Raw genomic sequence first — 19619 nt, forward strand, 5'->3', positions numbered from 1 at the left:
TCCGGTGCCGGAACGCGGGACGCACCGCGCCTCCGGCCAGCCGGAGACCGCGATGAAGCCGCCGATCGGACGCGAGACCACGTTGTGCATGTCCCTGTCGGGACGACCGGGCCATTTCGGGTCGCGCTTCCACAACCGGCTCTACGAGCTCATGGGGCTCGACTATGTCTACAAGGCCTTCACCACCACCGACCTGACCGCCGCGATCGGCGGCATACGGGCTCTGGGCATTCGCGGCTGCGCCGTCTCGATGCCGTTCAAGGAGGCCGTGATCCCGCTTCTCGATCGCCTCGAAGCCTCGGCGGCGGCCATCGACAGCGTCAACACGGTGGTGAACGAGGCCGGGTGCCTCACCGGCTACAATACCGATTACATCGCCATCCGCCTGCTCCTCGAAAAGCACGAGGTCGATCCGCTCACGCCGTTCCTCCTGCGCGGCTCCGGCGGCATGGCCAAGGCCATCGTCGCGGCCCTGCGCGATGCGGGCTTCCCGAACGGCACGGTTGTGGCCCGCAACGAGCCGGCCGGACGGGCCCTGGCGGACAGCCATGGTTATGCCTGGCGCGCCGAGATCGGCGAGGCGCAGGCCCCGCTCCTCATCAACGTCACGCCCCTGGGCATGGAAGGCCCGGAGGCCGATGCCCTCGCCTTCCCCGCCCCTCAGATCGCCGCCAGCACCATCGCCTTCGACGTGGTGGCGCTGCCCTCGATGACGCCCTTCCTGCGCGCGGCCGAAGACGTGGGGAAGCGCCTCATCACCGGCCACGAGGTCGTGGTGCTGCAGGCCCTGGAGCAGTTCGTCCTGTATACCGGGCAGATTCCGGGCGAGGATCAGGTCGCCGACGCTGCGGCCTTCGCCCGAACCTGACGCGCTCTCTGCTCATGAGGCTTCATACGCCGTTCCATGAGAGAAAACTAAGGGACTCCTGCAGGATATTTCCGCCTTTCGGCTTGCTTTGGCGGGGGGCGGGCAATAGGTATCTCTCAAGCGCGGTGAGCCCGCGCAATCGAGATGTCTTCTAAAGAAGACTTGCAACGCAGGAGAAACATCATGGCTTGGACTGCCCCCGTCGTTCAGGAAGTGTGTGTCGGCATGGAAGTCACCAGCTACGAGTCGGCTGAGATCGACACCTTCAACTGAAGCAGCCGGAAGCGTTCGAGCTTCCAGCGCATGACATGAGAGTCACCTCTCCGCGACGAGCCGCCTCCGGGCGGCTTTTTGCGTTTTCAGGACCCGATAAGACCTGAGTCGCTCAGCGCTCGGTGCCGCCCTCGCGCTCCCGCCGCCGGCGCAGGATGGCATCCAGGCGAGCCACGATGATGGCGAGTTCGCTCTGGCGCCTGAGGCCGAGCCTGCCGAAGATCGCCTTCAGGTGAACCGGCACGATGCCCTCGCGGATCGCGAGGGCATCGTGCCTTCCCGGGGCGAGCTTCCCCGGCCGATGGCCGTCGCCACCAGGGCCTGCATCCGTGTCAGACCCAATTGCTCGGGTTGCGGCGCGATGGAGACGAGGTCCGGCGGCGGTCCATCGCGCTCGCCCCCTCGTCCGTGGCGGCACCGCCGCTGAAGACGGGGCCGTCCCGGGGAGGCGGAGCCGATGTGCGCGCCGGCACAGCGAAACGGATCGCGGCCAGCCATGAACCATTCAGCCGCCATAGGCGCATGATCTCAAGGTGACGCTCCGACCGCGACTCAGCCCAGGAACCCGACATGACCGTTGCTCGTCCCTTCCGCTGGCTGCTCGCCCTCGTCACCCTGGTGATGCCGGCATCCCTGATCCAGAGCCGCCCCACGGTCGACGGGTCCGAGCGCGGCAAGACGAAGGAACCCCAGAGCCAGGTCGTCTTCCGGCACTACATCTGATTCCATAGTCGGCCCCGGCGACAGGATCGCGGCAAAGGCGGCGGGCGCCCTTCAGCTACGGTTCAACCAGTACGGTCTAGCTTGAGCGGCCTTACGAGACAGGCCGCCGCGAATGCCCGGCGGAGGGATCGCGCAAGGCGCGTCGCGCACCCCCGTGGAAGCCATGCTCGCTCTACCCACAACCACCCTCGGCACGCCCGTCCTGCACATTCCGTCCACGACGTCGGCCCCGCCCCGCCCCGGCGCGGAGGCGTCCCACGCTTTCCTGCGCAGCACGATGCCAGCCCTCGACCGCGCCTTCGGCCTCGACTGCGCCGCCGACATGCCCGAGGACATGGCACGGCTGATCGCCCGGCTTCATGCCGGCCCCTTGGGTGCCCCCTCGCAGGACACGGCGTCGGAGAGCACCGGACTGTCGGCGACGGCCTACGAGCCGGCCTGATCGCGGCGACAAACCGAGGCGCCGCCCTTGGCCCGATCCCCTCGACGATGGCGGTGCGGGCGGCACGGATAGGGCCGGATGGATTCCGTTCGACGCGTTCGCCCATGCCTTCGCGCCCATGCCTTCGCGCGCATCGTTCGTCGATCGCACGATGAGAAACCTCAGCGAGCGACGATCCGGCAGTCGACCCGGATAGGGTCCCGGCTCAATAATGAGCGCCGGACGACCGTTATATCCGACCGACCTATACTGTCTCGACGGATGATATTATCCTTTCCATGCGAAAAAACTGGTCGGTCTTTCAAATCCGATCCGGGCAGGTTAGTCCAGACTATCGCCGATAGTGTGCGGCGTTGCGCGGGAGCGTATCGTGTCGCTGAAGGACTGAGATGGACCTCGACGACGAGACTTTGCAGGACATCGAAGACTCGCTCGTCACCTCCGCGCTTCAGTCGCATGACTGGGACAAGGCGGTCGCCAGGATCGCGACCGCGACGGACGCGAGGGGGGTCGTCGCGATCCCGTTGAAGGGCCGCGTGCCCGGCCTGCCGATGAGCGCCAGTCTCGATGCCTTGGCCGACGGATACTTTCGCGGCGGCTGGTCGAAGAACGACTACCGCGTCAGAGGCGTGCCCAAGCTCCTCAGGACCGGCCTGTTCGTCGACCAGGACTATGCCACGCCTGACGCGATGCGGTCCGAACCGTTCTATGCCGATTACTTGCACAGCCACGGCTTTCAATGGTCCGCCGGACTGATGGTCCAGGCGGGCGACGATGCCTGGGTGATGATGATGCAGCGGACCATCCAGCAGGGGCCCTACACGTTGGACGACCAGATCGCCTTGCGGCGCCTCATCGCCCCCCTTAACCGGGCCGCGCAACTGGCCCATAGCCTCGGCGAGGCGCGCCTCACGGGCATCGCCGACGCCCTGGAAACGGTCCGCAGCCCGAGCCTGCTCCTCGACAGAACGGGACGGGTGCTGCGGGCGAGCAGCAGCGCGGAACGTCTGTTCGGACCCGATCTGAATGTGCGCATGGGAGAACTCGTGATCCCCTCCGATGCGCAGGCGACCGCCCGGCTTCGCGCCCATGTCGCCGCCGCCCTCTGGTCCGATCCGCAGGATGTTTCCCTGTCCCGGGCGCCGGTCGTCGTCCGCAGGGTGGCCAAGCGGCCCCTCACCCTACGGGCCCAGCCGCTCCGCAAGGCCGGCCTGGAATATTTCGATGGCTGCCGGGCGATCCTCACGATCACGGATCTCAACGAAAGCGGGGACCTCGACGCCGATGTCCTCAAGACATCGTACGGGCTCACGCCTCGGGAAGCCGAGTTGTGCCACACCCTGCTCGCCGGCCACAGCACCGGGGAATGCGCGGACAGGCTCGGCATGTCGATCCATACGACACGGACGCATCTGAAGAAGATCTTCGTCAAGACCGACACGGGCAGTCAGACCGAACTGATGATCGTCCTGAGCCGGCATTTCGGGCTCTAGAGCGCTCTCCGTCGAAGTGGATGCCGGTTCGGCGAAAAAGAGCGCGGCAAGACAAAGGCCTAGAGATGTGTCCCGACCCAACGTGGTCGGGCGCAGCTCTAGCCCGAAGACGAACCGCCTCCCCGATCTTGGCGGCCGAGAGCCTTTGGCCGATGGTGGATCTCGCGAGGCTGCGACGCCGTCCCGCGACCCGTTCGCCCTGTCGCGCCCCCCCCGTGCGGATGAGGGCGTATTACCACGCCGATCACGAGGTTCTACGATCCCGCTCGTCACACAGGAGCGAGATGCATGACCGATATCGCACGAGCCGGGACCTACGCCCTCGGAGACCGCACGGTGAAGCGCCTGGGCTACGGCGCGATGCAATTGGCGGGTCCCGGTGTCTTCGGGCCGCCGAAGGATCGGGCCGGGGCCATCGCGGTGCTGCGCGAAGCGGTCGCGCGCGGCGTCGACCATATCGACACCAGCGACTTCTACGGACCGCACGTCACCAACGAGATCATCCGCGAAGCGCTCCACCCCTATCCCGACGACCTCGTGATCGTCACCAAGATCGGAGCCAGGCGCGGTGCCGACGCGTCTTGGAACCCGGCCTTCTCGGCCGAGGACCTCACGGGCGCCGTCCACGACAACCTGCGCAACCTCGGCGTCGAGGCTCTCGACGTGGTCAACCTGCGGATCATGCTCGACGTGCATGGGCCGGCCGAAGGCTCCATCGAAGCGCCGCTGTCCGTGCTCACCGATCTCCAGCGCCAGGGGCTCGTCCGCCGGATCGGGCTGAGCAACGTGACGGCGCGGCAGGTGGCGGAGAGCCGGTCCATCGCGACGATCGTCTGTGTCCAGAACCAGTACAACCTGGTGCATCGGGGCGATGACGCACTGATCGACGACCTGGCCGCATCCGGCACCGCCTATGTCCCGTTCTTCCCGCTCGGCGGCTTCAGCCCGATCCAGTCGGCGGCCCTGAACCAGATCGCCGAAGGGCTCGGCGCGACGCCCATGCAGGTGGCGCTGGCCTGGCTCCTGCGCCGTTCTCCCAACATCCTGCTGATCCCCGGCACGTCGTCGGTGGAGCACCTGCGCGAAAACCTGGCCGCGACGGACCTCGACCTGTCCGACGACACGATGGCGGCGCTCGACCGCATCGCCCCCCGCCCCGTGGAAGGCTGACGCGGCGGGGAAGGGGAGGCGCTTGGGTGATGGAGCGTTCCGCATCGACGCGACCGGGGCGGCCTGTCTCGATATCGGGCTGTCGGCACAGGCACGTCCGTCACGAATGGCCCTGCGACACTCATTCCCGAGACAGGCCGGGATTATAAGAACAACACCCCGCCATGTGCTTGTCGATCCAAAGCACATGGCGCTGGTATTTGTTATAATTCACCCATCTGACCTATCCGGCACCTTTAATCCACGGCGCCGTGTGCGTGCCAGCACGCCAGAGAGGGCATTATTACTTCATATTGGCTTCAAGCAGAAGAAGCAGCCAAGACGCGGCGGCTTCACAAGACAAGAAAGCCGTTGCTCACATGAAGACTTCCATTGCCGCTCTCTCGACCGCCCTCGTCATGGGCCTGGCCTCGATCGCGCCCACGACGGCGATGGAGCGCCCTTCGCGCTACACCACGCTCAGCCCCTATGACGTCGACACTACCCATTCGATCCGGGCCGATCGTCGGGCACCCTCGTCGTTCGGTTGTCCGATGAGTTCGGCCGCCGAGGGCAACGCCAACCAGCAGACCCGCGAGGTCATGCAATATGGCCAGACGTCCGGCGGTAGCCGCTGCTGAACCAGTCGGGACAGCACCTTGGCATCGATGCTGACAGTCTTTTCTTACTTCATGGTCGGCGTTGCATCGGTGATGTTGGCCGCGACCATCGTTGGCTCCGCCAATATCCTGATAAGCTCGTAGCTCGTCGTCCCGGATCACGATCCGGATCGGCTTCTTCCCATGCAGCGACATCCGCTGTGGGGAGGGAGCCGATTCCACGTTCGCCCGAATGGACCGCGCGGGAAGCCAGTCCCGGCAGACCTTCGCCGTCCGGCCTCAGGGCCGGCGCATCTGCTTGCCGGCGTAGGCCACGAGCTGGGAGAAGGCCAAGGCCGCCGCCGAGGCCTGGACCCGGCTCGGATACGGCATCGGAGAATGGGCGACCTCCTGGCCATAGGCGTCGCGCAGGGACCAGCCCCAGCGCCCGACCCGCTCCTCCAGCACGTCGAAATGCATGGTCCGGTCTCCGCTCGTGCGGGGCGACGGCGCGCTTGCCGCCGAACCGGCGCTCGCCCGCCTCGCCATGCCCGAGGGCAGGCCGGCGGGAGCGAGATTCCCCGATATCCACAGGTCGGCCGTCTGCATCTTGACCTCCGCGCTTGAACTCTATGTTCACTATATGTTCTTATTCGCGGAGTGTCCACCATGCTGTCGACCCCTATAGCGCGGATCGCCTGTGGCCCTCTCGCCCGTGCCGTCGAGGCCTGCCCGACAGGCAAGGCTACTGGATTCACACCTCTGCTCGACGGCTGTTCGCTCTATCCAAGAAGGTTTGCCTCGAGGCGCGCGCGGGGCTTATTTCCCGGTTCGGTGGCCTGACATGGAGCGCCTCTGCGACGTGAGGGCCTCGCACCTCGTCATCGCCTGCGGCCCCTGCGAGCGCCGGGGCGTCTACCGTGTCGCCCGCCTGCGCGAGCGATTCGGCGATCACGCCTCGATCCTGGACGTCTATCTGAGGCTGACGCAAACCTGCCGCTGGCAGCGCGAGGTCGGCAGCCGGCCGCCCAATGTCTACGCGGTCGGGTGTCGGGCCAAGCTCGATACGTCGGGCGGGGCCATCGCGAACGGACTTCCCTCGCGGACATAGGCGAAGGGCAGCGCCCCGATTCCGCCGGGTCGGGTGCGAAAAGATTCAGGCATCGTCCTCGCGGCCGAACACCTCGCCCTCTTCGGCGAGCCGGGCATCCGCCTCGTCGGTCCGCAACTCCAGCAGGGCGCGGTACTCCCGCAGCCGCCGCCGAAGCGGCGTGCCCGCCTCCTCGCAATCGGCCGGCTCATCGGTCTCGAGGGCGCAGCCCTCGATCGTCTCCGAGGTCTGGCGATCGACGGCCGCGCGGTCGGCCTCGCTCAGTCCGGCCGGATCGCCGAGACCGAGTTCCGACGCGATCAAAGCCGCGATCTCCTCGCGCTTCTCATCGAGCTTCGACATCGCCACCCCCATTCCTTCGAATCCGATGCCCCGATGATCGGGTACCTTGCCGCCGGGGAGCAAGGGGAGGGGTACCGGAAGACGGGTGGGGCGCTGGTCAATCCGCCAAGGCCCTGTCATGGCTGGCCGGTGACCGATGATCCCAGCCATTCCCATCCCCTGTGGCCCACCCGTCTCGGATGGTCCGACTTCTTCGAGGAGCAACGTGAACCGGCCGAGGCCGGTCTCGTGCCCATGCGGATCGCGACGGTCCACCGCTCCCGGCTGACCGCCCTGTCCCTCACGGGGCCGGTGGGGCTCGTGCTTCCGGTCCATACCCAGACCGGCGATTTCGCCGTGGGGGATTGGGTGCTGGTCGAGCCCGAGACCGGGACGATGCGCCGCCGTCTCTCGCGCAGGAGCGTGCTGCAGCGACGCAACGAAGGCGGAGGCCCGCTGCAGCTGGCGGCGGCCAATGTCGATACCCTCTTCGTCGTCACGTCGTGCAACGCCGATTTCAACATCGCCCGGCTGGAGCGCTACCTGGCGCTCGCCAACCAGGGGGGCACGAATCCCGTCATCGTCCTCACCAAGGCCGACATGGCGCCCGATGCCGAGGCCTACCGGCGGCAGGCCGCGGGCCTGCAGCGCGACCTCGCCGTCGTCACGGTCAATCCGCGCCTTCCGGACGCCGTGACGCAGCTTGCCCCCTGGTGCGGCGAGGGTCTGACCGTGGCGGTCGTCGGCTCATCGGGGGTGGGCAAATCGACCCTGGTCAACACGCTCGCCGGCCCGGACCAGGACCTCCCCCAGGAGACCGGCGGGATCCGCGAACACGACGCCAAGGGGCGCCACACCACCACGTCGCGCTCGCTCCACGCCATCGCCGGCGGCGGCTGGGTCATCGATACGCCGGGGATGCGCACGCTGCATGTGAGCGACGCGGCGGAGGGCATCGACACGCTGTTCGCCGAGATCGTCGAGCTGGCGCCCTCCTGCCGGTTCCGCGACTGCACCCATGCCCACGAGCCCGGCTGCGCGGTTCAGGCCGCCGTGGCGGAGGGTGCGCTCGATCCCGAACGCCTGACCCGGTGGCGCAAGCTCCTCGACGAGAACCGGACCAACACCCCGGTGGTCACCGGGCCGCGCGGCAGCCGTCGGCGCTGACCCTCATCCCGCCTTCACCCGACCTCCTGCGGACATCGCTCCCCGAATGCCCTTTCCCGACCGAACCCTCGTCATCGTCCGCCACGGGCAGAGCCTCGACAACGAGCGCGACCTCTTCTCCGGCATCCGCGATCCCGACCTGACGGAACGGGGCGTCGGCGAGGCGCGGAGCTGCGGGCGCCGCATGAAGGAGGTCGGGCTCTCCTTCGACATCGCCTTCACCAGCGAGCTGACGCGGGCCCGGCGCACCTTGAGCCTCATCCTGTCGGAACTCGGGCAGCCCGACCTTGCCGTCCACCGGAGCGCGGCGCTGAACGAGCGCGATTACGGCGAGCTCGCCGGGCTGAACAAGCGGGAATCGCAGGAGCGCTGGGGGGTCGCGCAGGTCCGTGCCTGGCGCAAATCCTACGATGCGGTGCCGCCGGGCGGCGAGAGCCTGGCGATGACCGCCGACCGGCTGCTTCCCTATTATCGGGACGAGATCGAATCCCGGGTCCTCGCGGGCCAGCGGGTTCTGCTGGTGGCGCACGGCAATTCGCTGCGGGCGCTCATCATGCATCTCGACGGGATCAGTGCCGACGCGGTCGCCGACGTGCATCTCGCCACGGCCCAGACCCTGGCCTATCGCCTCGACGAGCGGGGCAGGGTGGTGGAGAAGCGCGCGATCTCCGCCTGAGTCACGAGTGGACCGGCAGGCGGAGAGGCGCGCCTGTGGATCGGCGTCAGCGGGCTCTCAGGGCGTCCCGATCGCGCGCGAGCTGGCGCCGCGTCCGCATCGGCTCCAGGTTCGAAAGGGACATCAGCCGATACCCGAAGGCGAAGAGGGCGAGCGCCACGGCGGCGAAGGCACCGCCGACGATCAGCGACGCGATCGCCTCCGACCCGATGAGGAGCGCCAGCCCTTTGACGATCGCCACAAGGAGCACGAACAATCCGATCAGGACGAAGAGGGCCGCCATCAGGAACAGGATGAGCGGACGCGCCACCTGCCCGACCGCCGATCCGACCTCGGCCTGAAACAGGGCGAGGTGCTTGGAGAGGAGGATCTGGGTTTGCCCGATCGCATCGCCGACGAGGAGCAGGAGGCTCTTGTCATCCCGGCGGCTCATGCATCCCCTCTCATCGACGTGGTCCGATCAGGCCCGGCGGGTCCGTGCGCAGACAAGCCAGATAGGGCCGCCGGGGTTGCGCGGCAATCGCCGCACATTCCTACCCGGTACCTGCCTGCCCGGTACCTGCCTGCCCGGTACCTGCCTGCCCGGTACCTGCCATCAGATCGCGAGCCCGAGCTGGCGCGGTCCCTCCGTCTCGCCCTGCTGAAGGCCCGACAGGGAGACACCGAGCAGGCGAACGCTGCGGCGGAGCGGGAACACCGTGCGCAGCAATCCCAGCGCCATGTGCATCATCGCATCGCGGCCGGCGACCGGGGCCTCGAAGGACTGCGCCCGGGTGATCTGGACGAAATCCGAGAACTTCACCTTCAGCGTGACGGTGCGCCCCGAGACGCCCTTGGCGGTGCAGGAGGTCCAGACCTTGTCGATCAGCGGCGTCAATCGCTCCGCCATGGCGTCGAACTCGGTGAGGTCCTCCGAGAAGGTGGTCTCCGCCCCCACCGATTTGCGGATGCGGTGGGCACGCACCTGCCGCTCGTCGATGCCGCGCGCCACCGAATGATAATAGGCCGCCGAACTGCCGAAGGCCGCCTGCAGCTCTTCCAGGGAACGGGCCTTCAGGTCGCGGCCGGTGAGGATGCCGAGGCGCTTCATCTTCGCCTCCGTGACGGGGCCGACGCCATGGAACCGGCCGATGGCCAGATCCTCGACGAAGCCCGGCCCCATCGCGGGCGTGATCACGAACAGCGCGTCGGGCTTGCGGAAGTCCGAGGCGACCTTGGCGAGGAACTTGTTGTAGGAGACGCCGGCCGAGGCCACGAGGCCGGTCCGCGCGAGGATCTCGGCCCGGATCACCCGCGCCACCTCGGTGGCGGTGGCCAGCCCCTGCAGGTTCTCGGTGACGTCGAGATAGGCCTCGTCGAGGGCCACCGGCTCGATGATCGCGGTATGCTCGGCGAACACCGCACGGATCTCCTCCGAGATCGCCCGGTAGACCTCGAAGCGCGGCTTGACGAAGAGGAGATCGGGGCACAGGCGCCGGGCGGTGACCGAGGGCATGGCCGAGCGGACCCCGAAGACCCGCGCCTCGTAGCTGGCGGCGGCCACCACGCCCCGCTCGCGCGACCCGCCGACCGCGAGGGGCCGGCCTCGCAGGGCCGGATCGTCCCGCTGCTCCACGGACGCGTAGAACGCGTCCATGTCGATATGGATGATCTTGCGGACGGGGGTATCGTCGCCGGGGCTCGACATCGGATCGGGCTGTCACATCGGTGCGCGGGCAATGAGCGGGCGTCGTTGAGCAGTCATCGTGGGGAAGGCGCTGTGTTCGGTCTTTGTTCCTCGCGGTTTCAGGGGGCCGGGTCAACCCGGCCGGGGCTGGCGCCGTGGTCTGGACTTTCCCGTGATGGGGCGCAGGATGCCTCCCGGTTCTCCCGTGCCTCGCGGGGAACGGCCGGAGCCGGGCCGTCGTCCCCGGCTGCATGTCGAGCACGCGCCGGCCGGCTCGGCGCCGGAACGACCACCATGATGAAGGAGGACGGCATTCCCCTGCACCCTGGCGCTGCCCCTCTCGGACCGGATACGGGTGAACGACCATGCCGAGTATCTCACGAAGCGTCTCTTCCGGAACTCCCGCTGCGCCGTCGTCCTTCGAGCGGGAACCGATCGTGATGGGGAGTTTCGTGAAGCACTCCAGGCAGGCGCTCCGGGGACGACGCGTCCTGGTGGTGGAAGACGAGTACTTCCTGGCCGATGAACTGGCGCGGGGCTTGGCCGAGGCCGAAGCGGAGGTGCTCGGTCCCATCGCCACCGTGGAGGGCGCCCTCGACCTCCTCAATGGGCCGTCCCCGCCCAACGCGGCCATCCTGGATGTGAACCTCGGAGGCGAGGACGTGTATCCGGTGGCCGATGCGCTCCTCGCCCTCGGCGTCCCGTTCCTGTTCACCACCGGCTACGATCAGGCGACGATCCTCGGCCGCTTCGCGTCGGTCCGGCTGCTGGAAAAGCCGATGGATACCGCGGCGGTGTTGCACGCGCTCGACATCATCCTCGACGACAGGGCCTCACGGACGGACGCGGCCGGATAGAATTCGCTCGGCTCCGGATAAGACATCGACGGTCATTCGCGCGGGAATTTGATCGAATCCTTGCGCGAGAGTAGAAGTCACCCTGTGTTCGGCACGCTCGACCGGTGCGACGGCGAGAGAACGGCGAGCGTCGAAAGACATGACACCGACGGTGGTGCCGGTTGGGTTCGCGGGCCTGGATGAGGTGTCGATCACCGACGCGTTGGTGGCGCGTCCCGTACGCCCTCCCGACTACGAGGCGCAAGCCCATGCGCTGGCCGAACTGGCCCGGGAGCTGGCCGTCAGCCCGGACACCGTCCTGCAGCGCATCGCGGACCTCCTCGTCGGGATGGGCCTGGCCGGGTCGGCCGGGATCAGCATCCTCGAACCGGGAGAGGCCCCGAAACGCGTCCGCCGGGCCGCGATCGCTGGATCATGGGCCGCGCATCGCGGCGGCACCATCCCCTTCGCCGAAAGCCCCTGCGGCCTGGCGGTGACCCGCAACACCCCCCTGCTGTTCTCGCGCCCGCATGCCCGCCTCGCGGCCGCCTCTGTCGAGCCGCCCCTCCAGGAGCTCCTGCTGGTGCCGTTCCATGCCGGCGACGAGCCGGTCGGTACGCTCTGGGTCGGCACGCATGACCTCGATTACACCTTCGACGGCGAGGATCTCAGGCTGCTCACGCGGCTGACGCACTTTGCCTCCGCCGCCTGCGTCATGACCCGTGCCCTCGATGAGGCGCGGCCCCAGGGGCTGCGCGGAACGGAAGCGTGGCATCGTGCCGACCTGGAGCGGGAGGTGAGCGAGCGCATGGCCGGGCTGCAGCGGAGCCGCGACCTGCTCCAGACCACGCTGGACAGCTCCATGGACATGATCCAGGTCTTCGAGGCCGTCCGGGACGCTTCGGGCGAGATCGTCGATTTCCGCTGGCGGCTGAACAACCACACCGCGGAACGGACCCTTGGCGAGGTGAGGGGGCAAAGCCTGGTCGAACGCAGTCCGGGCGTGGTTCGGGACGGCATCTTCGACGTCTTCCGGCAGGTCGTGGAGACGGGCCTGCCCTCGGTCGCCGAGCGTCGCCATGCGCACGGGCGATGCGACGGCTGGTTCCATCAATCGGTGGTGAAGCTCGGCGACGGCGTGGCCACCACCACCAGGGAGATGACTGCCTGGAAGGAGGCGCACGCGAAGCTGGAGGAGAGCGAGGCGAAGTACCGCCACCTGTTCAACTCCATCGACGAGGGCGTCTGCATCGTCGAGATGATGTTCGACGACCGGCAGCGGCCGGTCGACTACCGGTTCCTTTCCGTCAACCCTGCCTTCGATCAGCAGACCGGGCTCGGCGACGCCACCGGGCGGACGATGCGAGACCTGCTGCCCGAGCTGGAGGCGAACTGGTTCGAGACGTTCGGCCGGATCGCGCGGAACGGCGTGGCGGAACGGTTCGAACGCCGGTCCATCGCCCTCGGGCGCTGGTACGAGGTCTATGCCTTCCGCGTCGGCACCGCCGAACAGCGGCAGGTTGCCCTCCTGTTCAAGGACATCCAGCCTCGCAAGCGCGCCGAGGCGGCGCTGCGCGAGAGCGAGGAGCGGTTCCGTGCCTTCGTCACGGCCAGCTCGGACGTGGTCTACCGGATGACCCCGGACTGGTCCGAGTTGCAGTGGCTGGAGGGGCGCGCCTTCAAAAACGTCCCGGACCAGCCGAGCAGGACCTGGCTCGACCGCTACATCCGTCCCGAAGATCAGGCGGAGGTCCGTGCCGCCATCGACCGGGCGATGGCGACGAGATCGATCTTCGAGCTGGAACATGCGGTGATCCGCAGCGACGGTTCGCTGGGCTGGTGCGTGTCACGGGCGGTCCCGACCCTCACCGACACCGGCGAGATCAGGGAGTGGCTGGGGGCGGCCAGCGACGTGACGGCGCGCAGGAGCGCCGAGACGGCGTTGCGCGAGAGCGAGGAGCGCCTCAGCCAGTTCGGCGAGGCCTCGTCCGACGTCCTCTGGATGCGCGATGCCGCGACCTTCCAGTGGATCTATCTCACCCCGGCCTTCGAGACGATCTACGGCCTCGACCGCACCTCGGCCCTCGCCGGCGACCACCTGGTGAGCTGGGCCGAGCTGATCGTGCCGGACGATCGCGAACGGGCGGTGGAGAGCCTGCATCGCGTCCGGGCGGGCGAGCGTGTCACCTTCGAGTATCGCGTCGGGCGGCCCGGCGACGGCGGCATCCGCTGGATACGGGACACCGGCTTCCCCATGCGCGACGCCGCCGGCGCGGTGTGCTGGATCGGCGGCGTCGGCCGGGACATCACCGAGGAGAAGGAGACCGCCGAGCATATGAGCGTGCTCGTGGCGGAGTTGCAGCACCGCACCCGCAACCTCATGGGCGTGGTGCGCGCCACGGCGGACAAGACCCTGCGCAACAGCAGCGGCCTCGACGACTTCCGGGAGCGCTACGGCACGCGTCTGGCGGCCCTCGCCCGCGTGCAGGGATTGCTGTCCCGCCTCGGGGAGGGCGAGCGGGTCAGCTTCGACGAGCTGATCCGAAGCGAAGTGGCGGCGCTCGACGACGAGGCGTCGCGGGTCAGCCTGAGCGGACCGAAGGCGGTGCCGCTGCGCTCGTCGACGGTGCAGATCTTCGCGCTGGCCCTGCACGAACTGGCGACGAACGCGCTGAAATACGGCGCCCTGGCCCAACCGCAGGCGCATCTCGAGATCCGCTGGCACGTGGAGCTCGCGGAGCCGGAGCGGGCTCCCTGGCTGCATGTGGATTGGCGCGAGCGCGGCGTGCGGATGCCGGCGCGGGATGGCCCGCCGCAGGGGAGGGGCTCGGGGCGCGAACTGATCGAGCGGGCGCTGCCCTACCAGCTCGGCGCCAGAACGACCTTCGTGATGGAACCGGACGGCGTCCACTGCACCATCGCACTGCCCGTGTCGGGACATACGATCCGGGAGAGAGCCAAAGCCGCCTCACGGCGGAGTTCGGAGCCGGCCGATCCCGGAGGATGAGGAGGCCGGCCCGCTCGCATGCGCCGCCAGGAGACGCACCGAAAGTGGAGTCCCGGACGGGGCGGCGGCGATCGCAACACCACGCGACGGCCGGCACCGCCCTCCGCAAGCTATTCCCCCTCCATCCGATGAGGTTAACCGGCGAGGATCGAGCCTTTAATGCAGGTGAATGACCCTGCAATGACAATTCCCTATTCATGCCCTATGTGCGAGGAAGAAAGAATGCCGCACTACTTCATCCGCAAGCTTGAGCAGTTCACGAAGCTCTCCTGCGACGACCGGCAGGCCTTGGAGAACGCGGTCTGCAAAAGGCGGACCATTGCGAAGCACGCCGACATCATCAGCGAGGGTGACGATCCTCATCACGTCAACCTGATCCTGGACGGATGGGCGTGCCGCTACAAGCATCTCGACGATGGCCGGCGCCAGATCATCTCCCTCTTCGTGCCCGGCGACCTCTGCGACAGCCACGTCTACCTCCTGCGCGAGATGGACCATTCCATCGTGGCCCTCACCCCCGTCAGACTGGCCGAGATCTCGCGCGCCGCGCTGGAGCAGGTGGCCAACGACAATGTGCGGGTGACGAAGGCGCTGTGGTGGAACACCCTGGTGACGGTGGCGGTTCAGCGCGAATGGACCGTCAACCTCGGCCAGCGCACCGCCCTGGAGCGCCTCGGCCACCTTTTCTGCGAACTGTTCCTGCGTCTGCGCGGGGTCGGTCTGACGGATGGCCCCAGCTATGAGCTCCCCCTGACCCAGGTGGAACTGGCGGATGCCCTGGGTCTCTCGAACGTGCACATCAACCGCACGCTCCAGGACTTGCGGCGTGCCGGCCTGATCGTGCTCAAGGGCGGACGCCTGACCATTCCCGACTTCGATGCCCTGCAGAGGGCATCGCTGTTCAACCCGAACTACCTGCACATCGACCGCGAAGGTCGTCACTTCGATGCCGACGGATCGGTGTGATGCCGAACCGGTTTCCCCTCAAGCACCCCGTGGAACTGCGATGACGATGGGATCAGACCCGACGGGCGCCGAGGAACGGGTGGCGCTGCTGGCCGAGCTGCAGCACCGGGTGCGCAACACCCTGGCGACGATGCGGCTGATCGCCCGGCGCTCGGCGGAATTCAGCGAGAGCCTGGAGGACTACACCGCGCATCTCGACGGGCGGCTGGCCGCCTTGGCACGGGTGCAGAACGTCATCATCCAGAACCCCACGGCCGGGGTCGATCTCGACCGCCTCGTCACCGACGAGCTCACGAGCGCGCTCGCCTACCAGGATGGGCGCACGTGTGTGGACGGACCGGATCTGAGGCTGCATCTGCGCGCGGCCGAGCCCCTCGCCCTCGCCCTGCACGAACTCTCGACGAACGCCCTCAAGTTCGGAGCCCTGGCCACGCCGACGGGCCGCCTCACGGTGATCTGGCGGATCGAGGAACGGGAGGGCGCCCCCCACCTCGTCTTCGACTGGCTGGAGCGTGGCGTGCCCCTGAACGAGGACGAGCCTCGTCGCAGGGGATTCGGCACGGTCGTGCTGGAAGAGATGCTGGCCTACAACCTGAAGGCCGCGACGAGCCTCACCTTCGCGCCCGACGGCCTGCATTTCCGCCTGGCGCTGCCCCTCACCAGCCGGACCTTGCATGCCGGGACCGGCCACGCCTCGCCGCTCCTCCACCCGCCGGACGGCCAACTCGACGCGGGTTTCGCAGACGTGCCCCGGGTTCTGCGAAACCCGCCGGGCGGGCCATGGAAAGACGCCTCGCGCCGGTAGGGCGCGGCGTTCTTCTCCTCGGCGGCGGGCACCTGCGCCGTCACGACAGGCCCAGAGCCGTCGCGAGGTGCTCGCGCGCCCGGCTCACCCGGCTCTTCACGGTACCGACCGGACAGCCGAGGATGGCGGCCGCTTCCTCGTGCCGGAGCCCGTCCACCGTCACCAGCAGCAAGGTCTCGCGCTGCTCCGCGGGGAGGGCGTCCAGGGCGCCCTGCAACGCGACGAGCGCGACCCGGTGCTCCTGGTCGGGGGGCGAGGACAAGGCCCCCGCGATGGCCCCGTCGACGTCCTCGATCTCGCGGCGCAGGCGCTTGCGCTGGTTCAGGTGGGTGTTGCGCAGGATCGTGAACAACCACGCGACGAGGTTGGTGCCGTCCTTGAAGCGGGACCGGTGTTCCCAGGCCCGCATCAAGGTCGCCTGCACCATGTCGTCGGCCTCCGCGGTGTTGCCGGTACGAAGGAGGGCGAAGCGGCGTAGGCGCGGCACGAGGGCGATGAGGTCGTCGCCGAACGCCTTGGTGATCTGGCGTTCCGCCTCCGCGTCGAGCAGGGCGGCCCTCAGTCGAAGCAGGACCCGGCCGAGGCGCGTATCGGTGTCGACCGCGCTTGCGCTGGGAATGAGTTCGTCCAGTCGCCGTCCGATCTGGTCCTGGACATGACGAGGCAATCCCTCGCTCGGCGAAGGTTCTTCGGAGATTATACTGACATGCATAGGGAGGATTCGTCCTTTTTCCGGACAACGACCGGGTGTGTCCGCCCCTCTACGGTGGAATATGCGTGTCTGGTTGTGGCTGATCGCTCGCGTTCACGTCAATGATACAGATATACCAGATAATATCTTGCGCGATCCGGAACCGTCGCTGGTCGTCCCCTGTTACGGCTCGGTTCCATCCCAGCAGTCAGGAAGGCGGTCGCAGGTGACACTCGGCGTCGACAGGCATGAGCTTCGGCAGATCGTCGCCGGCCTCAGCGAGGGCGTGATCCTGGTCGAGCCCGACCAGACCATCGCCTACGCCAACGAGGCCGCGCTCGCGATGCACGGGGCCGAGACCGTCGGGGAGCTCGGCGGGACGGTGGACGCCTACCGCGAACGTTTCGCCCTGCGCTACCGCAACGACCACACCCCGAACCAGTATCCGATGGAACGGGTCGTCTCGGGCGAGCGCTTCCACGACGTCATCGTCGAGGTGACGCGGACCGACCAGCCCGATGTCGACTTCGTCCATTCGCTGCGCAGCCTCGTGGCCACGGACCGCGACGGCAACCCGAGCTGCCTCGCCCTCATCCTGAAGGACGTATCGGGGCAGTTCGAGGCCGAGGAACGGTTCGAGGCCACCTTCGACGCCAACCCCGCGCCGGCCGTGATCTGCCGGCTCTCGGACCTGCGCCACGTCAAGGCGAACGACGGCTTCCTGGAGATGACCGGCTACACCCGCGACGCCGTGATCGGCCACAGCGTCTACGAGGTCGACGTGCTGGCCGGAGCCCGTAGCCGGGACCTGGCGATCTCACGCCTGAACAGCGGGGGCACCATCCCGCAGATGGAAGCCTGCCTCGATTTGCCGGATGGCGGATCGCGCTACGTCATCGTCGCCGGCCAACCCATCGAATGGGGCCAAGAGCCCTGCATGCTGTTCACCTTCGCCGACCTGGACCTGCGAAGGAAGGCGGAGACGGCCCTGCGCCGGAGCGAGGAGCGCTTCGCCAAGGCGTTCCACATGGCCCCGGTCCCGACCCTGCTGGCGCGCGTCGAAGACTTCTCCATCACCGGTGCGAACGAGGCCTTCACCCGGGTCTTCGGCTATGGCGCCGACACGGTGTCCGGGCGCTCGCCGGCCGATCTCCGGCTCTGGGTCCACGATGTCGCACGGATCAGGTTCGAGACGGCGGTGGCGCGCACCGGTCACGTGCTCGGCCTGGAAGTATGCCTGCGCCACGAGGACGGCACCGATGTCGACTGCCTGGTATCGGCCGAGCGCGTCGAGATCGGCGACCGGACGTTCGCCCTCATGGTCCTCCAGGACATCACCGAGCGCAAGCGCACGGAGCGCGAACTGTCCGAGGCCATCGAGGCGGTGATGGCCGACACCTCGTGGTTCAGCCGCGGGCTGATCGAGAAGCTCGCCAACCTGCGCCGGCCGGCGAGCGAGCACGAGGACGGCATCGTCCCGAACCTCACGGTCCGCGAGCGGCAGATCCTCGACCTCGTCTGCCGGGGGCTCGGGGACGATGCCATCGCCAGGCGTCTCAACCTGTCCAGGAACACGGTGCGCAACCACTCGGCGTCGCTTTACCGGAAACTCGACGTGCACAAGCGCTCCGAGGCCATCGTCTGGGGCCGCGACAACGGGTTCCCGCTATCCGAAACCAGCAAATAAAAACCTCATAACCAGTATATCTGCATCATTGCCGCCCGGAACCGGCGGGCCACTTGAGGGACGGTGTCAATCGATGAGGCATTGGAGCACCCCGTGAGCGCGCAAAAGACGACCGACACTTCCGACAAGCTCAAGGGCTCGGTGAAGGAGGCCATCGGAAAGTTGGTCGGCGACCCCAAAGTCGAAGCCGAGGGTAGGTCTCAGCAGAAATCACCGACGCCCGACGTGAAACCAAAGACCACCCCCAAGTCGTAGCTCGGGCGACACGTCGCACCTCACGAACACCGTTCGCGACAAGAATATCGGCGCGACAACATCAGGAGAGACATCATGGTCGATGCGGATCGCATCACAGGCGCCGCCAAGGAGCTCGGCGGCAAGGTGCAGGGCACGGTGGGCGACCTCACCGGTTCGAAGCGGGATTCGGCAGAGGGCCGTGCGCGCGAAGCGCAGGGCGCCGCCGAGAACCTTTACGGACAGGCCAAGGACTCCGTCCGCGACGCGGCCGAGCACGTCGCCGACACCGCCCGCGACATCGGCGGCAGGGTTCGCGACACGGTCGGCAGTCTGATCGGGTCGGACGACGTCGAGGACCGCGCGCGCCGCGCCCAGGGAGCGGCCGCCGATACCTACGACCGCGCCGAGCGCTCCGTCCGCGGTGCCGGCCGCGAGGCCTACGACCGGGCCGAGGACGCCTACGAGAACGGTGGCCGGTACCTGCGCCAGGGCGGACGCGAGGCCACCGACCGGATCGCAGAGCATCCGGTGGCCGCCCTGCTCGTGGCAGGCCTCCTCGGCTACGGAATCGGCCTGCTCATCCACCGGCGCGACTGATCCGCAAAGCCGCGATCGATCGGTCCGACCGTGCCGGAACTGCGCGGTCGGCCCCCTGAGTTCCACCAGCCGACGCCCCCCTCGAACGACCGACCTTCTCGGACGACCGACGACCCGGAGTATCAGTATCGTGTCCACTTCCCCCCTTCTCGCGACTTCATCCATCACGGCCTCGGCCGATACCCGCACCGTCCTGCTGAACCAGGTGTCCTGGGGCGCGATCTTCGCCGGCGCGGTCACCGCCCTGGTGACCCAGGTCGTCCTCAACATGGTCGGCGTCGGCATCGGCCTGTCCAGCGTCGGAG

23 protein-coding genes and 1 pseudogene are annotated in these 19619 nt (G+C 67.9%); 18 read left to right on the forward strand and 6 right to left on the reverse strand.

The window, feature by feature from the left end; all coding sequences use genetic code 11:
- Positions 1-52: 52 nt before the first annotated feature.
- Positions 53-868 (forward strand): shikimate 5-dehydrogenase, encoded by an 816-nt coding sequence (locus FV220_RS10660; RefSeq protein ID WP_147831261.1) that lies wholly within the window; start codon positions 53-55, stop codon positions 866-868.
- A gap of 183 nt (positions 869-1051) precedes the next feature.
- Positions 1052-1141 carry a pyrroloquinoline quinone precursor peptide PqqA gene (gene pqqA / locus FV220_RS10665; protein WP_018043773.1) on the forward strand — a complete coding sequence of 30 codons (90 nt, stop codon included), beginning with the start codon at positions 1052-1054 and terminating at the stop codon, positions 1139-1141.
- 112 nt (positions 1142-1253) lie between these two features.
- Here pqqA and FV220_RS26365 read toward each other — a convergent pair whose 3' ends face one another.
- Complete coding sequence (locus FV220_RS26365) at positions 1254-1385, reverse strand: hypothetical protein (protein ID WP_280529941.1); 132 nt, start codon at positions 1383-1385, stop codon at positions 1254-1256.
- 326 nt (positions 1386-1711) lie between these two features.
- Here FV220_RS26365 and FV220_RS25480 point away from each other — a divergent pair, with 326 nt between their 5' ends.
- From FV220_RS25480 to FV220_RS10685, 5 genes are all read left to right on the forward strand, one after another.
- Entirely contained in the window at positions 1712-1864 is a 153-nt protein-coding gene (locus FV220_RS25480) for a hypothetical protein (RefSeq protein WP_018043771.1), read from the forward strand.
- 163 nt (positions 1865-2027) lie between these two features.
- Positions 2028-2306 (forward strand): hypothetical protein, encoded by a 279-nt coding sequence (locus tag FV220_RS10670; protein WP_147831263.1) that lies wholly within the window; start codon positions 2028-2030, stop codon positions 2304-2306.
- Positions 2307-2695: 389 nt separating this feature from the next.
- On the forward strand, positions 2696-3799 hold the full coding sequence (locus tag FV220_RS10675) for a helix-turn-helix transcriptional regulator (protein ID WP_147831265.1): 1104 nt from the start codon (positions 2696-2698) through the stop codon (positions 3797-3799).
- 288 nt (positions 3800-4087) lie between these two features.
- Positions 4088-4969, forward strand: coding sequence for an aldo/keto reductase family oxidoreductase (locus tag FV220_RS10680; RefSeq protein ID WP_147831266.1), 882 nt, complete (start codon positions 4088-4090; stop codon positions 4967-4969).
- A 359-nt stretch (positions 4970-5328) separates the two neighbouring features.
- Positions 5329-5589, forward strand: coding sequence for a hypothetical protein (locus tag FV220_RS10685; protein ID WP_147831268.1), 261 nt, complete (start codon positions 5329-5331; stop codon positions 5587-5589).
- A 258-nt stretch (positions 5590-5847) separates the two neighbouring features.
- Here the strand turns inward: FV220_RS10685 and FV220_RS26065 are convergent, their stop codons facing one another.
- Complete coding sequence (locus FV220_RS26065) at positions 5848-6156, reverse strand: hypothetical protein (RefSeq protein WP_238254149.1); 309 nt, start codon at positions 6154-6156, stop codon at positions 5848-5850.
- A gap of 235 nt (positions 6157-6391) precedes the next feature.
- Here FV220_RS26065 and FV220_RS10695 point away from each other — a divergent pair, with 235 nt between their 5' ends.
- The gene (locus FV220_RS10695) at positions 6392-6658 is read left to right on the forward strand and encodes a hypothetical protein (RefSeq protein ID WP_187273384.1); all 267 of its coding nucleotides are present in this window, start codon (positions 6392-6394) and stop codon (positions 6656-6658) included.
- A 45-nt stretch (positions 6659-6703) separates the two neighbouring features.
- On the opposite strand, the gene FV220_RS10700 is transcribed toward FV220_RS10695, so the two are convergent.
- On the reverse strand, positions 6704-7000 hold the full coding sequence (locus tag FV220_RS10700; protein ID WP_026175931.1) for a hypothetical protein: 297 nt from the start codon (positions 6998-7000) through the stop codon (positions 6704-6706).
- 33 nt (positions 7001-7033) lie between these two features.
- On the opposite strand from FV220_RS10700, the gene rsgA reads away from it, so the two are divergent.
- Both rsgA and FV220_RS10710 read left to right on the forward strand, forming a co-directional pair.
- On the forward strand, positions 7034-8146 hold the full coding sequence (rsgA, locus tag FV220_RS10705; RefSeq protein WP_238254148.1) for a ribosome small subunit-dependent GTPase A: 1113 nt from the start codon (positions 7034-7036) through the stop codon (positions 8144-8146).
- 46 nt (positions 8147-8192) lie between these two features.
- Positions 8193-8822, forward strand: coding sequence for a 2,3-bisphosphoglycerate-dependent phosphoglycerate mutase (locus FV220_RS10710; RefSeq protein ID WP_147831272.1), 630 nt, complete (start codon positions 8193-8195; stop codon positions 8820-8822).
- A gap of 46 nt (positions 8823-8868) precedes the next feature.
- Here the strand turns inward: FV220_RS10710 and FV220_RS10715 are convergent, their stop codons facing one another.
- Both FV220_RS10715 and dinB read right to left on the reverse strand, forming a co-directional pair.
- A complete protein-coding gene (locus tag FV220_RS10715; protein ID WP_056141751.1) occupies positions 8869-9255 on the reverse strand; it encodes a phage holin family protein in 387 nt (128 codons plus the stop codon).
- A gap of 162 nt (positions 9256-9417) precedes the next feature.
- Positions 9418-10509 (reverse strand): DNA polymerase IV, encoded by a 1092-nt coding sequence (dinB, locus tag FV220_RS10720; RefSeq protein ID WP_018043760.1) that lies wholly within the window; start codon positions 10507-10509, stop codon positions 9418-9420.
- A gap of 419 nt (positions 10510-10928) precedes the next feature.
- On the opposite strand from dinB, the gene FV220_RS10725 reads away from it, so the two are divergent.
- The 4 genes from FV220_RS10725 (at position 10929) to FV220_RS10740 (ending at position 16102) form a co-directional block, all read left to right on the forward strand.
- Positions 10929-11345 (forward strand): response regulator, encoded by a 417-nt coding sequence (locus tag FV220_RS10725; protein WP_018043759.1) that lies wholly within the window; start codon positions 10929-10931, stop codon positions 11343-11345.
- 139 nt (positions 11346-11484) lie between these two features.
- Positions 11485-14331, forward strand: coding sequence for a PAS domain S-box protein (locus FV220_RS10730; protein ID WP_147831274.1), 2847 nt, complete (start codon positions 11485-11487; stop codon positions 14329-14331).
- Between the two features lie 222 nt (positions 14332-14553).
- Positions 14554-15297: a Crp/Fnr family transcriptional regulator gene (locus tag FV220_RS10735; RefSeq protein WP_147831276.1), complete on the forward strand. Its 744-nt coding sequence runs from the start codon at positions 14554-14556 to the stop codon at positions 15295-15297.
- Positions 15298-15337: 40 nt separating this feature from the next.
- Entirely contained in the window at positions 15338-16102 is a 765-nt protein-coding gene (locus FV220_RS10740; RefSeq protein ID WP_187273385.1) for a sensor histidine kinase, read from the forward strand.
- 40 nt (positions 16103-16142) lie between these two features.
- Here FV220_RS10740 and FV220_RS10745 read toward each other — a convergent pair whose 3' ends face one another.
- On the reverse strand, positions 16143-16769 hold the full coding sequence (locus tag FV220_RS10745; protein WP_147831280.1) for a sigma-70 family RNA polymerase sigma factor: 627 nt from the start codon (positions 16767-16769) through the stop codon (positions 16143-16145).
- Between the two features lie 250 nt (positions 16770-17019).
- Between FV220_RS10745 and FV220_RS10750 the strand changes: the two genes are divergently transcribed.
- The 4 genes and pseudogenes from FV220_RS10750 to FV220_RS26070 all read left to right on the forward strand — a co-directional run.
- Entirely contained in the window at positions 17020-18480 is a 1461-nt protein-coding gene (locus FV220_RS10750) for a helix-turn-helix transcriptional regulator (protein WP_147831282.1), read from the forward strand.
- A gap of 93 nt (positions 18481-18573) precedes the next feature.
- Positions 18574-18735: a CsbD family protein gene (locus tag FV220_RS10755; protein WP_147831283.1), complete on the forward strand. Its 162-nt coding sequence runs from the start codon at positions 18574-18576 to the stop codon at positions 18733-18735.
- 75 nt (positions 18736-18810) lie between these two features.
- The gene (locus FV220_RS10760) at positions 18811-19314 is read left to right on the forward strand and encodes a CsbD family protein (protein WP_147831285.1); all 504 of its coding nucleotides are present in this window, start codon (positions 18811-18813) and stop codon (positions 19312-19314) included.
- 130 nt (positions 19315-19444) lie between these two features.
- A pseudogene (locus tag FV220_RS26070) lies at positions 19445-19619 on the forward strand (PhnA-like protein); the annotation flags it as partial.

The sequence above is a fragment of the Methylobacterium sp. WL19 genome, assembly GCF_008040005.1.
Taxonomy (GTDB): Bacteria; Pseudomonadota; Alphaproteobacteria; order Rhizobiales; family Beijerinckiaceae; genus Methylobacterium; species Methylobacterium bullatum.